Genomic DNA, 13055 nt, shown 5'->3' on the forward strand with positions numbered 1-13055 from the left:
CGCCATCCTGACTCTTAATGTCGGCAACCGAGCCTCGGCATTGATGGCTCGCCGAAGCCGTCGGATGGTTTCCTGATCTGCATCAAGAAAGACATGTAAATGCAACTTTCGTCAGAGTCCCTGGCGTGCGGAGAGTCGATGCGACGCTTGAGGCCGTACATTTTTCTGGTGCTTACCGCGCTGATCTTTGCCGGTAACATCCTGGTGGGTAAGGCACTGAACGACCTGCCGCCATTGACGATTTCCTTCTCGCGGGTATTCATTGCCTTGCTGGTCATGCTGCCCATCGGCGCCTATCAGGCGTGGCGACATTGGCCGCTGTTTCGCACGCATTGGCAGCCTCTGCTCGGTCTGGCCCTGACGGGCGTGGCATTTTTCAATGCACTCATTTACGCCGCCTTGCAGTACACCTCGTCGACCAATGTGGCAGTACTGGAGAGTTCCATTCCCGTCGTCACCATGGTGCTCAGCTTCCTGTTGCTGGGCGAGCGGTTGCGGGCCGTTCAGTGGCTGGGGGTGGGATTGTCGGCACTGGGCGCCGTGGCGGTCATTATCGTGGGGGGAGAACCCGGTAGCGGGCTTGCGCGGGTCAATCGCGGCGATGCCATCATGGTGATTGCCGTTCTGGTGTGGGTGGGCTACTCGCTACTGGTCAAGAAGCACATGGCCAAGTTTCCACGCTACGGGGGGCTGCTGGTGATGCTGGTCATCGCCAATCTCGCACTGGCACCCCTGGCGCTCTGGGAAAACCTGCAGCATGGCGGGGTGATCCCCTGGGCGCCTCGGCAATGGTGGGGCCTGGTCTACCTGGGTGTATTCCCCTCGGTGGTGGCGCTACTCCTCTACGGCAGTGCCATTGGTGATGTGGGGCCATCCCAGGCAGCGGTATTCCTCAACCTGTTGCCGGTCTTCGTCATGCTGGGGGCGTGGGGCCTGCTCGGCGAGTCGGTGGGGCCGGCCCAAGTGGTAGGCAGCCTGGTCGTTATCGGTGGGGTACTGCTGACGACACGAGCGACGGGCACGGCGGGCCCCGCTCGGAAGGCTTAGCTCGGCAGGTATAGCTTGACGGGATCAGCTCGATCAGACGAGCCAGGGGTGGCTCACTGGAAACCTGGCCCTGCCAGGGCGTATATTGGCGCGCTAATCGAACAGGCAGCCTCATGACACAACGATCCGACACCCCGCCAGCCACCCAGGCCCAACCCAATCTCCTGCCCCGTCACCTTGCCATCGCACTCCTGTTGGGTGTGGCCTGCATGTTCGCGGCTAATCATGTGGCAGCACGGCTAGCTTTCGATAACGGGACCGGCCTGCTGCTGGCAATCATGACCCGCTCCGGGCTGGCGCTGGTTATTCTGGGCGTGCTGCTCACGCTCAAACGGCAAGCCATTCGGCTCCCAGCAGGTACCTGGCCCTGGCAACTGGGGGTCGGTTTGCTGATCACCCTTCAAAGCCTGTTTCTTTATTCCGCAGTGGCGCGCTTGCCGGTGGCGGTCGCGTTGCTGCTGATGAATACGTTTCCGATCATCCTTGCCCTGTTGACCTGGGCATTGGGAGGCTCGCGGCCCACGCTTCGCGCCACGCTGATCATGACCGTGATCATGGTAGGGCTGGTCGTGGTGCTGGATGTGCCGACCTGGCTGGCCAATCCCCAGGAGATGGGCGATCAATGGGCCTTGGGTGTGGCGTGCGGGCTGGGTGCGGCCACGGTATTTTCGGGGGCATTGTGGATCACCAACCATCGCCTGTCAGGCGTAGGCAATTCGCTGCGAACCTTCCTGACAATGGGCGTCGTATTCGTCAGCATGATTCTGGCGGGGGCGGCAGGGCTTGTGCCGGGAGGGCTGGCATTGCCAAGCAATGCCAGCGGTTGGAGTGGCCTGGTGGCGCTTGCCACGCTCTATGGGATCGGCTTCTCGGTATTGTTCATCTCGGTGCCGCGACTGGACATGGCCCGCAACGCACCGGTCATGAACCTCGAGCCCGTAGCCTCGCTGCTGCTTGGATATCTGGTGCTGGGGCAGATGCTAGGCCCCGTTCAGCTGCTTGGCGGTGCTATCGTGCTTGGCGGCATCGTATGGCTCAGCGTATCGCGACAGACCTGAACGTCCACAACCGCTCGGTAGCGCAAGATCGCCGCCTTAGGGCTCGAAGCTAAGTACTTACGGGCTAAGGTGCTTACGGGCCATGGTACCGGTCATTGAAGCCGACGTGCTCGCCATTCTTGAGTACATCGTCGATGCTGACACCGTCATCGTCGTTGCCGACCATTTCATCACTGGCGTCCATGTAGGTCAGGATGCCGTGGGTATAACCCAAGGGGCGCAGCATGTCCTTCACCTCCTCGACGGAATGCAGATGCACTGCACTGCCATCGTCATTGACCAGCTGGTAGGAGGTGTCCGGTGTATGCAGATAGACCAGATAGACGCTGGCACGGCTAGAGGTCATCTCGACATCCGGTCTGGGCTCATGGCGCGCCAACTCCCGCGCCTGGTCGACTGTCGCATTCTCGAGTCTGTCCGTCCTTGGTAGGCTCTCTTCCATTTCAACGCACCTCTTCCTTGTGTGTGCTACTACCTTAGTTGGCCAGGCCATGGTCGCAAGCGACTGCATCGCCTCTTCAGTATCGTTACGTGAGCGGATGAAACGGCAGGGCCCCGCCATTGCGGGCCCCTGAGCGTCGTACGAAGCATGCGGCGCTTTTGTTCAAAGTGCCTCGTTCAGACTTCCTTGTAGAGTTCGCCTCCCTGGGCGCGGAATTTCTCCGCTTGCTCCTGCATTCCACGCTTTACGGCCTCGGCATCGCTCTCCTGGCCCTGTTCAGTGATGCGCCCTCGATACGTGTCGCGCACCTCCTGGCTGATCTTCATCGAGCAGAACTTGGGCCCACACATGGAGCAGAAGTGAGCCACCTTGGCGGAGTCCTTGGGCAGTGTCTCGTCGTGGTATTCACGCGCGGTGTCGGGGTCGAGCCCCAGGTTGAACTGATCCTCCCAGCGAAATTCGAAGCGCGCCTTGGACAGGGCATTGTCGCGGCGCTGGGCAGCCGGGTGACCCTTGGCCAGGTCGGCGGCGTGCGCGGCGATCTTGTAAGTGATGATGCCGGTCTTGACGTCATCCTTGTTGGGCAGGCCCAGGTGCTCCTTGGGCGTCACGTAGCAGAGCATGGCGCAGCCGTACCAGCCGATCATCGCCGCACCGATGCCTGAGGTGATGTGGTCGTAACCGGGGGCGATGTCGGTCACCAGCGGCCCCAGGGTATAGAAGGGCGCCTCGTCGCAGTACTCAAGCTGCTTTTCCATGTTCTCCTTCACCAGGTGCATGGGCACGTGGCCGGGCCCTTCGATCATCACCTGCACGTCGTGCTTCCAGGCGATGCGGGTCAACTCGCCCAGAGTCCTCAATTCAGCCATCTGCGCCTCGTCGTTGGCGTCGGCGACCGAGCCCGGGCGCAGGCCATCACCCAGCGAGAAGGCCACATCGTACTGCTTGCAGATCTCGCAGATCTCCTCGAAGTGGGTATAGAGGAAACTTTCCTGATGATGATAAAGACACCACTTGGCCATGATCGAGCCGCCGCGGGAGACGATGCCGGTGACGCGGTTGGCGGTTAGCGGCACGTAGCGCAGGAGCACGCCGGCATGAATGGTGAAGTAATCGACCCCTTGCTCCGCCTGTTCGATCAACGTATCGCGAAACACCTCCCAAGTGAGGTTCTCGGCGACACCATTCACTTTCTCGAGCGCTTGGTAGATCGGCACCGTACCGATAGGCACCGGCGCGTTGCGAATGATCCATTCGCGGGTCTCGTGAATGTTCTGCCCAGTGGAGAGATCCATGATGGTATCGGCACCCCAGCGGATGCCCCAGGTCATCTTGTCGACCTCCTCCTCGATCGATGAGGTGACCGCTGAATTGCCCAGGTTGCCGTTGATCTTCACCAGGAAGTTGCGGCCGATGATCATCGGCTCCGATTCAGGGTGGTTGATGTTGCAGGGAATGATCGCCCGCCCCTCGGCGACTTCGCGGCGCACGAACTCGGGAGTGATCTCGTCGGGCAGCCGAGCACCGAAGCCTTGGCCGGGATGCTGGTGGCCGAGGATGCGTTCGACGTCCGCCGTGCCCAGCGCCTGGCGGCGCTGGTTCTCACGTAGCGCGATGAATTCCATCTCGGGCGTGATAATGCCTTGCCGCGCGTAGTGGAGCTGGGTGACATTCCTTCCTGTCTTGGCTCGACGTGGCGTGCGGGTCAGGTCGAAGCGCAGCGGGGCGAGCAGCGGATCGTTGGCGCGACGCTTGCCGTAGTCGCTGGTCGGGCTATCGAGATATTCGGTGTCGTCACGTTCGTCGATCCAGGCCCGGCGCAGTGCAGGCAGACCGCGCCGCAAGTCGATCTCGGTGGCGGGATCGGTATAGGGACCGGAGGTGTCGTACACCAGTAGCGGCGGGTTCTCTTCGTCGGCACCGGAGGTGCGTGTCGGTGAAAGTCCGATTTCGCGGAAAGGCACGCGAATGTCTGGGCGCGAACCTTCGACGTAGACCTTGCGAGAGCCGGGCAGTGGTTTCACGGCAGCAGCATCGACGCGGGCGCTTTCGGCGAGGAAATGATCGGTTCTTGCCATCGTTGTTCTCCCATTGTCGGTATCGTCAGGGAGGACAAGCGGAGGAGGGACAGGGGCAGGGCGGTTCTTGCCTGGAGTCTCTGCGTGTCGCTTGATCCCTACGCTGGTCCTAGCCAGATCAGGTTCAACGGGATCAGTGCTATGGTTCTCTTCTTTTGAGGGAACCCTACACCATCTCAGCCGGATTGACCGGCACCCCGTCAAGCTTCGATGGCAGTCTAGCAGGACGGGGGGAGCTTGCCATCCCTGCGAATTACCGGGCGTGGCGCCACAACCAGCGAACATCGAGGGCAAACGAGGCGAACAACAGCAAAAGCGCTATCGCCGAGAGTCGTGTCGCCCATGTGGCGTCGACCGCAGGCAATAGACAGATGAGTAGCGTGGCGACCTGCACGACACACCCGGCCTTGCGCCGCAAGCGCTCGGGCAGCTCGGCACGTAGCCACGGCCAGACCAGGCCGGCGATCACGAAGCCATAACGCATGACACCGATCAGCAGGACCCAGGCTTCCACTTTCCCCAGCAGCGCAACGGCCACACTCAGCGCCAGCACGAGTCCGGCGTCGAGCTCCATGTCGAAGTGCGCACCGAACCAAGTGTCCGTGCGGGTACGGCGCGCGACCCAGCCATCGATTCCATCGAGTACCAGAGCGAGTAGCGCAAGTCCCGCCAGGGCGACGGCGTGATTCGCCAGGAACGCAGGGAATGGCAGTGACCCAATGAATACCGTGACCAGGGTGGCCCGAAACAGAGTGACGCGGTTGGCCCAGCCAAGGCCGCGTAGCGTCGCTGGAAACGTCGCCCAGACCACGCCGGCCAGCACCAGATAGCTCAAGAGTGCGCCAGCCAACATGCCCGTGGGCGGCGCCACGAGATGTTGCCAGATCCATAGTTCCAGCCCGAGCAGCCCAAGCCCAAGTGCAAGTTCCAGCAGCACCGGAACGTTAGGGCGCTTTAGGCGGCGCATTATGTTAGACGATTCGAACATGCTGAAACTCGGCCAGGGCAACTATGCTGAAACTACGCAGCGTATAAAGAGCGGAGATCTGAAGATCGCCGTGCCTTGAAACGATGCATGGTCTACTCTAGGTAAGAGTATTGTATAAGTTTTCAGGCGTCACGTGATGGGCGCCATCTGGGCACAAGGAAGGTGAAATGACCCCCACGCTTGCCAAGGCTTTCTGGGTCCAGTCTCCCGGGCGAGGTGTCCTTAAAGAGGAGACGTTGCCGGTGCTCGGTGACGATGAGGTACAGGTTGCGACCGACTATAGTGCCGTCAGTCGGGGCACCGAGTCGCTGGTATTCGAGGGACGCGTGCCCGAAAGCGAGCACCAGCGCATGCGCGCGCCGTTCCAGTCCGGTGACTTTCCGGCACCGGTAAAGTATGGCTATGCCAGTGTCGGGCGTGTCGAGCGCGGTCCTGCGTCTCTCCGAGATCGCCATGTCTTTTGTCTCTACCCCCATCAGGACCGCTACGTTGTCCCGGCCAATGCCGTGCTCCCGCTCCCCGACGGGCTTCCCCCCGAACGGGCCGTGCTGGCCGCCAATATGGAAACGGCCCTCAATGCGACATGGGATGCGGCCCCCGCCGTCGGCGATCGTATCGTGGTGATCGGCGCGGGCGTTGTCGGTGCACTGGTGGCTTACCTGTGCGCTCGAATACCCGGTACCCGGGTGAGCCTAATCGATGTCGTACCGCAGCGTGCCTCGCTTGCCGAGGCACTCGGGGTCGCGTTCGCCACGCCCGATCAGGCCCCAGCCGATAACGACCTCGTCGTTCATGCCAGCGGCAACCCCGAGGGGCTCACGCAAGCGCTTCGCCTGGCGGGTACCGAGGCCACCGTACTCGAGATGAGTTGGTACGGTCATCAGTCCGTCAGTGTGCCGCTCGGTGAAGCCTTTCATTCCCGTCGCCTGACCCTGCGCTCCAGTCAGGTGGGCGGCATCGCCCCGGGGCGTCAACCGCGCTGGGATCACGGTCGACGACTGGCGCTGGCGCTGGATCTACTCGCCGATCCTCGTCTCGATGCCCTGTTCAATGGCGAAAGCGATTTTCTCGACCTGCCGGAGACGATGCCGCGACTCGTCGCCGCGTCAGGTGATGTCCTTTGTCATCGGCTTCGCTATCGCTAGCCGACCGTAACGGAGTTTTCTGATGTTCAGTCTCAACGTTCGCGATCACTTCATGATCGCCCATAGTTTCAGCAGCGAGGTGTTCGGGCCCGCCCAGCGCTGTCATGGTGCCACCTACGTCGTCGACGTGACGTTCAAGCGTCCCGAGCTGGATCACGACGACCTAGTCGTGGACATCGGCCTGGCCGGTAGCGTGCTTCACGAGATATTGGCCGAATTCAACCTGACCAATCTCGACGAATTCGAGGAGTTTCGTGGGCGCAATACCACGACCGAGTTCATGGCCCACGTGATCTTCGAGCGCCTTGCCAAGGCGGTCAACGGCGGGCGTCTCGGCGAGGCCGCGAAGGGACTCACGGCAATGACCGTGACCTTGCATGAGTCACACGTGGCCTGGGCCAGTTACGAGGGGGCGTTGTGAGTGAGTCTCTTACCTTGATCGTGGCCGGTGACCCCGCGCAGCTCACCGGAGGCTACGTTTACGACGCCCGTATCGCCGAGGCGCTCCAGGCCCAGGGCGTTCCGGTCGAGGTGATCGGACTCGAGGGTCGTTTTCCCGAACCCGACAGCGTTGCCGCCGACGCGCTTGAGCAGGCCCTGGCCAGCCAGGCCGAAGGAACGCGGGTGGTGATCGACGGGCTGGCCATGTGCGGCCTGCCTGACGTCGTGGCGGCCCACGGCAAACGTCTCGATCTGACGGCATTGGTGCATCATCCGCTCGCCGACGAGACCGGATTGAACGACGCCGAGCGCACGCGCTTCGCCATCAGCGAGACGCGTGCGCTGGCCGCGGTAGGGCGAGTGATCGCCACCAGTACCTTCACCGCCCGCCGTCTGGCGGATTTCGACGTACCCGCAGAGAAGGTGGCGGTCGTCGAGCCGGGGGTCGCATCGGCACCGCTGGCTGCCACCTCCAACGATGACGGCGATGCCTCACGCACCCAGCGCCTGCTGTGTGTGGCGACCCTGACCCCGCGCAAGGGGCATGACCTGCTAGTCGAGGCGTTGGCGCCGCTAGCCGATCGTGACTGGCAATGCGATTTCATTGGCGGACTGGATCGCGACCCGGCCCATCTGGCGCGCGTGAAGGCGCTGATCGAGACGCATGGTCTGGACGAGCGCATCCATTTGCTCGGTGAGCGCCCCCATGACGCGCTGGACGCCGCCTATCACCATGCCGATCTGTTCGTGCTGCCCTCGCATTACGAGGGCTATGGCATGGTCGTGGTCGAGGCCTTGGCCCATGGGCTACCGGTCATTACCACCACCGGCGGTGCCCTGGCACACACCTTGCCCGAGGCGGCCGGCGTCAAAGTGCCGCCAGGCGAGGTTGCCGCCTTGAGCGATGCGCTGCGTCGCTGGTTCGATGAGCCCGAGCTTCGTCAGGATCTGCGTCGTGGCGCCCGTGAGGCCCGTGGACGCCAGTACAGCTGGGCCGAAGCGGGCGAGACATTCATGGCGGCGCTATGCCGTCCTGCCGTGGGCTCGAACGGCGCAGCGCGGGAGGCGCCGTGAGCCTGCCGGTAGAGGCGAGTCGTTTTGCCGCCGATTGGCTGGCGCTGCGCGAGCCGGCCGATGCCCAGGCGCGATCGACGCGTCTGACGGAGCAGGCGGCAGCGTGGCTAGAGCGCGTCGATGATCGGGTTATCGTCGACCTGGGCAGCGGTGCCGGCAGCAATCCGCGCTATCTCGCCCCCCGCCTGCCCGGTCCGCAGCATTGGCGACTCGTCGATCACGATCCCGCCCTGCTGGCACTTGCCGTTGAACGTCTCCAGGCATTGACGTCGTCGGAAGGGACCCCCGTCGAGATATTCACCTGGCCACATGATCTCGATCGTCTCGAGGCCGACTGGTGGGAGGGTGCGCATCTGGTGACCGCCTCGGCGTTGTTCGATCTGGTCTCGCGTGAATGGCTGGAGCGTCTCGTCGATGAATGTGCCGGGCGTGGCATCGCCTTGTTGGCCACACTCAGTGTCACCGGGCATTGGCATTTCATCGACCGGGACGGTCGACCGGCCGATACCGAGGAGGATGCGTCGGTGGCCGAGCTGCTGCGGGTACACCAGCGGCGCGACAAAGGGCTGGGCGTTGCCCTGGGCGGGGAAGCCCCGGATGAAATCGAGCGGCTGTTCACGCTGTACGGTTATCGGGTGGAACGGGACGCCAGCCCATGGCAACTGACCGCAGGCACATCGCATGGCCTGTCCCTCGGCAGCGCCTTGATCGATGGTTGGTTCGATGCGGCATGCGAGCTGGCCCCCCAAGCCAGCGAGGCTCTTGGTGCCTGGCATGCCCAGCGCCGCTCGGCGCTGGCTAGTGGAGCGTTGGGTCTATGGGTCGAGCATTGCGACCTGTTTGCCAGTCCCGCGCAGGGGAATGCCGAGTGAGGGGGGCCGCGCGCCGCGTGGTGCGTCCACTGGTCAGCCTGGCGCTCTTGCTAGGCCTGATCCTGTGGCTCGACCTCACTGAAATCATGGCCGAGGTACAGCGCTTGTCACCGGGCTGGGCGATGTTGGGATTGGCCTTGACCCTGCCGCAGGTGGCCGTATCGGCGTGGCGCTGGCGCATGACCGCCGGTTGGCTGGGGGTACCGATCGCCTGGCGAACCGCCTTCAGCGATTATTATCTGTCGACCTTTCTCAATCAGGTGCTGCCCGGCGGGATGATGGGCGATGCCACACGGGCCTGGCGGCATGCCCAATCCAGTGGCACACGGGGTGCGGCCTGGCGTGCCGTAATCATTGAACGTGCCTCCGGCCAAGTGGTCGTCATTGGCCTGACCCTTGGAATGCTAGTGCTCTCGCCGCTGTGGCATGCCTCGGTGGGCCGTGCCGTACACGGCTTGTCGGCGCACTTGCCAATGGGCGGTGTGGGCCTGATGGCCATGGCCTTGGGCGGCCTGGCAATCGGGGGCGTGGTCTATCGATGGCTCATGCATTCGCCTCCCCGCTGGAGCGCGATACTGCTCGAGGGATTGGGCCGGGATATCCACCGGGCACTGTTCAGCGCCCGTGCCTGGCCTCGTCAACTGTTCAGTTCGTTGCTGGTAGTGGCCAGCTACGGCGCGGTGTTCGTATGCGCCGCCCGCGCCATCGGGGTCGAACTCCCGGTGACAACGCTGATGGCGCTATTGCCCCCGGTGCTACTGTCGATGTTGATTCCGCTCACGGTAGCCGGTTGGGGCATGCGAGAGGGCGCCGCCGCCCTGGCATGGGCTGCCGTAGGGCTATCCGGCGCGCAGGGCGTGGCCGTTGCCGTCAGTTATGGGCTGTTGATTCTCGTCGCCAGCCTGCCAGGGGCGCTAAGCCTATGGTACCGGCCGGGACGCAGGCGCTCACCGCCGTCAGGCGCGTCGGGCGACAGTAAAGTCGAGATCGGCGATCGTGTCGTCTCCGCAGCGGAACCATCGAGTCACCGGGCGCAGGGCTTCGTCGAGCGTGACGATGGGGGGCATCAACAGCCCCGCACGCCCCGACCCGATCAGCAGCGGCGCGATCAGCAAATGCAGCCGATGCAGCGCCCCGGCTTCCAGGAAGCGCGACACCGTGGTACCCCCGCCCTCGATCAGGAGGCGCGTGTGGCCCAGCCCGGCCAGGTAGTCGATGACGGCGTGTGGCGAGACCCTCCCGTCCTGAGAGTCAACCACGGCGCGAATGACGTGGTCGCCGACCGGCCCCTGGGGCACGGCATGCGCCCCGACCAGATGAAGGGTCGGCGCATCGGGCACTTGAAACACATGCCGTTCGGCCGGTACGCGCCCACGCGGATCGAGCACCACACGGACCGGGTTGTCGCCCGGCACATGCCGCACATTGAGCTGGGGGTCGTCCTCACACACCGTCCCGGCCCCGACCAGCACTGCGTCGACCAGGCCCCGCAATCGATGCAGGTGCGTTCGGCTGTCGATGCCATTGATGTAATGAGAGTGCCCGCTCTGGGTGGCAATTCGCCCATCCAGGCTCTGGCCGAGCTGGGCAATGGCCAGGGGGCCCTCCTGAGCGGCGAGCGGCAACAGGCAGTCGAGGATATCGCGGGCCGCATCGGGCACTGGCACCTGGGCTTGCCATTGGCCGCCGCGCTCAACGGTCACGACCGTGCCAGGCAGGTCGAGCGTCAGGCGCTGCGGCATCGCTCCGGCATGGTCGCGCACCTGGCGCACCGCGTTCCAGGCCGCCAGGCACCACGCTTGGATGTCGCTACACGCGACGATGTCGGAAGTCGGGGACATGCCATCTCCAGGTCGGTATCGAGTCATCATCTTGCTAAGTCCCCTCGTGCAGTACAACCTTTCGTCCAGCGTTAAGGAGAACGCCATGCATCAGGTCGAACGCGCCATTTTCGATTTACGTCGTGGCCTGCCTATCGTCTTGAATGACGGGCCCGCCCAGGTTCTGGTGCAGCCCGTCGAGGGTATCGACGACTCGACGCTCGAGCGTCTGCTCGACAAGGCGGGGCAGGCGCCAGCGTTGGTCGTGAGCAGGCATCGTCTGGCATTGCTAGGCGGTTCGGTCGACGCCGAGGCGGCCCGGCTGCCGCTCAGCGACACAATGCCGCTCGACGTTCGCGCGCTGAATGCGCTGGCCTTCGGTGACGATCCTCAACGGGATAGGCGCTTCGGTGCTCCGCAACCGGCCGGGCTGGCCGACCGGGCCGCGTTGGCTCTGATGCGCCGAGCCCTGCTGATTCCCGCGGCGATCACGGCACGTGTGAGCGACGCGGCCCGCCCGCGCATTCGCCAGCTGATCGAGGAGGGCACGCTGCTGTCGGTGGCGGCGGACAAGGCAGTGGGTTGCTTCGAGGCGTCGGCAGGCCTGCTCAAGCGTGTCAGCGAAGCTCAGGTGCCCCTGGCCGAGGCCCAGGACAGCCGGTTCATTCTGTTTCGCGAACCCGACGGGCTGCGCGAACATGTCGCGGTCGTCATCGGCGATATCGATGCCTGGCGAGACGCGGTACCGCTGCGCCTGCATTCGGCCTGCTTGACCGGTGACCTGTTCGGCAGCCTGCGCTGCGATTGCGGTGAACAGTTGCGCAACGCGGTGGCCGATATCGCGGAAATGGGGGGCGGCGTGCTGCTCTACCTGGCCCAGGAGGGCCGAGGCATCGGCCTGGCCAACAAGCTGCGTGCCTATGCCCTGCAGGACACCGGCCTGGATACCGTCGACGCCGACAAGACGCTGGGCTTCGGCGACGACGAACGCCATTATCGGGCGGCCGTGGATATGCTGGCGGCGCTGGGTATCGAGCGCGTCCAGTTATTGACCAACAACCCCTTGAAGCTACAGGCCTTGAGAGATGGCGGTATCGAGGTCGCCGACCGCCAGGCGCTCTATGGCCGTCTTACCGATCATAACCTGCGCTATCTGAGCGCCAAGTCCAAACGGGCTGGACATTGGCTCGACGATGTATTGGACGGTCACTCGTCGGGCCGTGCCTGAAAGGCGTCGATCGTCATGTGGCGCGGCACGTCCAGTACACTGGCGAGGCGCGACGCATAATGCGCGACCAGGCGCTCCCCTAGTGCGGGAGTGGCGAGACTGGCGTTACCCACCACCCCGTCGGGGTGCAGATCTTCAGCCAGCCAGGCAAAGGCGGCTTCACCCTCCGGACCCAGACGCATGCCCTGGGCTGCCATGGCCTCACCGCACGAGGCCGGATGTCCGAGGCGGTCGCGATGGACCTTGTGCGGTGCCAGATGCAGCATCAGTGCCGTTTCCAGGGCGCCACCATGCAGACCATGCCGCATTTCGTCGGCAGGTAGCCACTCCGAAGGCGGCGCCGAGCGGACGTAATGGTACTTGACCACCAACATGCCCCAACGGCGGCGCAGCGTGAGGGCGGCAATCGCCATCACGGCATTGTTGCCGCCATGGCCGTTGAGCAGTACCAGACGCCGTACTCCGGCGCGAGCGAGGCTATCCCCGATGGCTTCGATCGTGGCAATCGCAACCTCGGGCGGCAGGCTCAAGGTGCCCGCAAAGCTGGTGTGCTCTGGGCTGGCGCCAATCGCGAGCGGCGGCAGGACCCATAGCGGAGCATCGTCTTCCAGATAAGACAGGGCGGCATCGAGCAAGCCTTCGCCAATATCCAGGTCGGTCGACAATGGCAAATGCTCGCCATGTTGTTCGATGGCGCCGAGTACCATCACCGCGACGCTGTCGGGTCCCACCTGACGAGCCAGTTCGGGCGCGGTCAGGTCCTGCCAACGTCTGGTGCGATCCGTGTAGGGGGCCATACTGTTTTCCTCGTTTCCCTTCGGCTTCTGATTTGCCTGCTAATCTTAGTTCATCGTCAATGGTT

General features: G+C 63.7%; 12 protein-coding genes, 1 pseudogene and 1 riboswitch. Of the genes and pseudogenes, 8 read left to right on the forward strand and 5 right to left on the reverse strand.

Translation table 11 applies throughout. The features are described 5' to 3' along the window. Positions 1 to 138 precede the first annotated feature (138 nt). Both JH15_RS10555 and JH15_RS10560 read left to right on the forward strand, forming a co-directional pair. Entirely contained in the window at positions 139 to 1047 is a 909-nt protein-coding gene (locus JH15_RS10555) for a DMT family transporter (RefSeq protein WP_043530032.1), read from the forward strand. 113 nt (positions 1048 to 1160) lie between these two features. Next, on the forward strand, positions 1161 to 2105 hold the full coding sequence (locus tag JH15_RS10560) for an EamA family transporter (protein WP_043530034.1): 945 nt from the start codon (positions 1161 to 1163) through the stop codon (positions 2103 to 2105). A gap of 73 nt (positions 2106 to 2178) precedes the next feature. On the opposite strand, the gene JH15_RS17535 is transcribed toward JH15_RS10560, so the two are convergent. From JH15_RS17535 to JH15_RS10575, 3 genes are all read right to left on the reverse strand, one after another. Beyond that, entirely contained in the window at positions 2179 to 2547 is a 369-nt protein-coding gene (locus tag JH15_RS17535) for a DUF6482 family protein (RefSeq protein WP_052384036.1), read from the reverse strand. Positions 2548 to 2723: 176 nt separating this feature from the next. Beyond that, positions 2724 to 4625, reverse strand: a complete 1902-nt coding sequence (gene thiC, locus JH15_RS10570) for a phosphomethylpyrimidine synthase ThiC (RefSeq protein WP_043530036.1) — start codon at positions 4623 to 4625, stop codon at positions 2724 to 2726. 78 nt (positions 4626 to 4703) lie between these two features. Then, a riboswitch (TPP riboswitch) is annotated at positions 4704 to 4835 on the reverse strand. Positions 4836 to 4878: 43 nt separating this feature from the next. Then, positions 4879 to 5613 (reverse strand): CDP-alcohol phosphatidyltransferase family protein, encoded by a 735-nt coding sequence (locus JH15_RS10575; protein ID WP_043530038.1) that lies wholly within the window; start codon positions 5611 to 5613, stop codon positions 4879 to 4881. A 167-nt stretch (positions 5614 to 5780) separates the two neighbouring features. On the opposite strand from JH15_RS10575, the gene JH15_RS10580 reads away from it, so the two are divergent. The 5 genes and pseudogenes from JH15_RS10580 to JH15_RS18615 all read left to right on the forward strand — a co-directional run. Next, a complete protein-coding gene (locus JH15_RS10580) occupies positions 5781 to 6758 on the forward strand; it encodes a zinc-dependent alcohol dehydrogenase (RefSeq protein WP_043530040.1) in 978 nt (325 codons plus the stop codon). A gap of 22 nt (positions 6759 to 6780) precedes the next feature. Next, complete coding sequence (locus tag JH15_RS10585; protein ID WP_043530042.1) at positions 6781 to 7179, forward strand: 6-pyruvoyl trahydropterin synthase family protein; 399 nt, start codon at positions 6781 to 6783, stop codon at positions 7177 to 7179. After that, entirely contained in the window at positions 7176 to 8273 is a 1098-nt protein-coding gene (locus JH15_RS10590; protein ID WP_043530044.1) for a glycosyltransferase family 4 protein, read from the forward strand. Before JH15_RS10585 ends, JH15_RS10590 begins: the two co-directional genes overlap by 4 nt. After that, positions 8270 to 9145 (forward strand): class I SAM-dependent methyltransferase, encoded by an 876-nt coding sequence (locus JH15_RS10595; protein ID WP_052384037.1) that lies wholly within the window; start codon positions 8270 to 8272, stop codon positions 9143 to 9145. Before JH15_RS10590 ends, JH15_RS10595 begins: the two co-directional genes overlap by 4 nt. Then, positions 9091 to 10041, forward strand: a pseudogene (locus JH15_RS18615) (lysylphosphatidylglycerol synthase transmembrane domain-containing protein); the annotation flags it as partial. The gene JH15_RS10595 and the pseudogene JH15_RS18615, both read left to right, overlap by 55 nt. A 60-nt stretch (positions 10042 to 10101) precedes the next feature. On the opposite strand, the gene JH15_RS18620 reads toward JH15_RS18615, so the two are convergent. Next, a complete protein-coding gene (locus JH15_RS18620; RefSeq protein ID WP_422730560.1) occupies positions 10102 to 11073 on the reverse strand; it encodes a RibD family protein in 972 nt (323 codons plus the stop codon). Between JH15_RS18620 and JH15_RS10605 the strand changes: the two genes are divergently transcribed. After that, the gene (locus JH15_RS10605; protein ID WP_043530046.1) at positions 11072 to 12193 is read left to right on the forward strand and encodes a GTP cyclohydrolase II; all 1122 of its coding nucleotides are present in this window, start codon (positions 11072 to 11074) and stop codon (positions 12191 to 12193) included. The genes JH15_RS18620 and JH15_RS10605 overlap by 2 nt on opposite strands. Here the strand turns inward: JH15_RS10605 and JH15_RS10610 are convergent. Beyond that, positions 12172 to 12990 carry a creatininase family protein gene (locus tag JH15_RS10610; protein WP_052384039.1) on the reverse strand — a complete coding sequence of 273 codons (819 nt, stop codon included), beginning with the start codon at positions 12988 to 12990 and terminating at the stop codon, positions 12172 to 12174. The genes JH15_RS10605 and JH15_RS10610 overlap by 22 nt on opposite strands. Positions 12991 to 13055: the final 65 nt, after the last annotated feature.

Source organism: Litchfieldella xinjiangensis (genome assembly GCF_000759345.1).
In the GTDB taxonomy this organism is placed as follows: Bacteria; Pseudomonadota; Gammaproteobacteria; order Pseudomonadales; family Halomonadaceae; genus Litchfieldella_A; species Litchfieldella_A xinjiangensis.

Coding starts and splice junctions, on each gene's coding strand:
- JH15_RS10555 (WP_043530032.1), top strand. CDS start 139: ATGCGACGCTTGAGGCCGTACATTTTTCTGGTGCTTACCGCGCTGATC.
- JH15_RS10560 (WP_043530034.1), top strand. CDS start 1,161: ATGACACAACGATCCGACACCCCGCCAGCCACCCAGGCCCAACCCAAT.
- JH15_RS17535 (WP_052384036.1), bottom strand. CDS start 2,547: ATGGAAGAGAGCCTACCAAGGACGGACAGACTCGAGAATGCGACAGTC.
- thiC (WP_043530036.1), bottom strand. CDS start 4,625: ATGGCAAGAACCGATCATTTCCTCGCCGAAAGCGCCCGCGTCGATGCT.
- JH15_RS10575 (WP_043530038.1), bottom strand. CDS start 5,613: ATGTTCGAATCGTCTAACATAATGCGCCGCCTAAAGCGCCCTAACGTT.
- JH15_RS10580 (WP_043530040.1), top strand. CDS start 5,781: ATGACCCCCACGCTTGCCAAGGCTTTCTGGGTCCAGTCTCCCGGGCGA.
- JH15_RS10585 (WP_043530042.1), top strand. CDS start 6,781: ATGTTCAGTCTCAACGTTCGCGATCACTTCATGATCGCCCATAGTTTC.
- JH15_RS10605 (WP_043530046.1), top strand. CDS start 11,072: ATGCATCAGGTCGAACGCGCCATTTTCGATTTACGTCGTGGCCTGCCT.
- JH15_RS18620 (WP_422730560.1), bottom strand. CDS start 11,073: ATGGCGTTCTCCTTAACGCTGGACGAAAGGTTGTACTGCACGAGGGGA.
- JH15_RS10610 (WP_052384039.1), bottom strand. CDS start 12,990: ATGGCCCCCTACACGGATCGCACCAGACGTTGGCAGGACCTGACCGCG.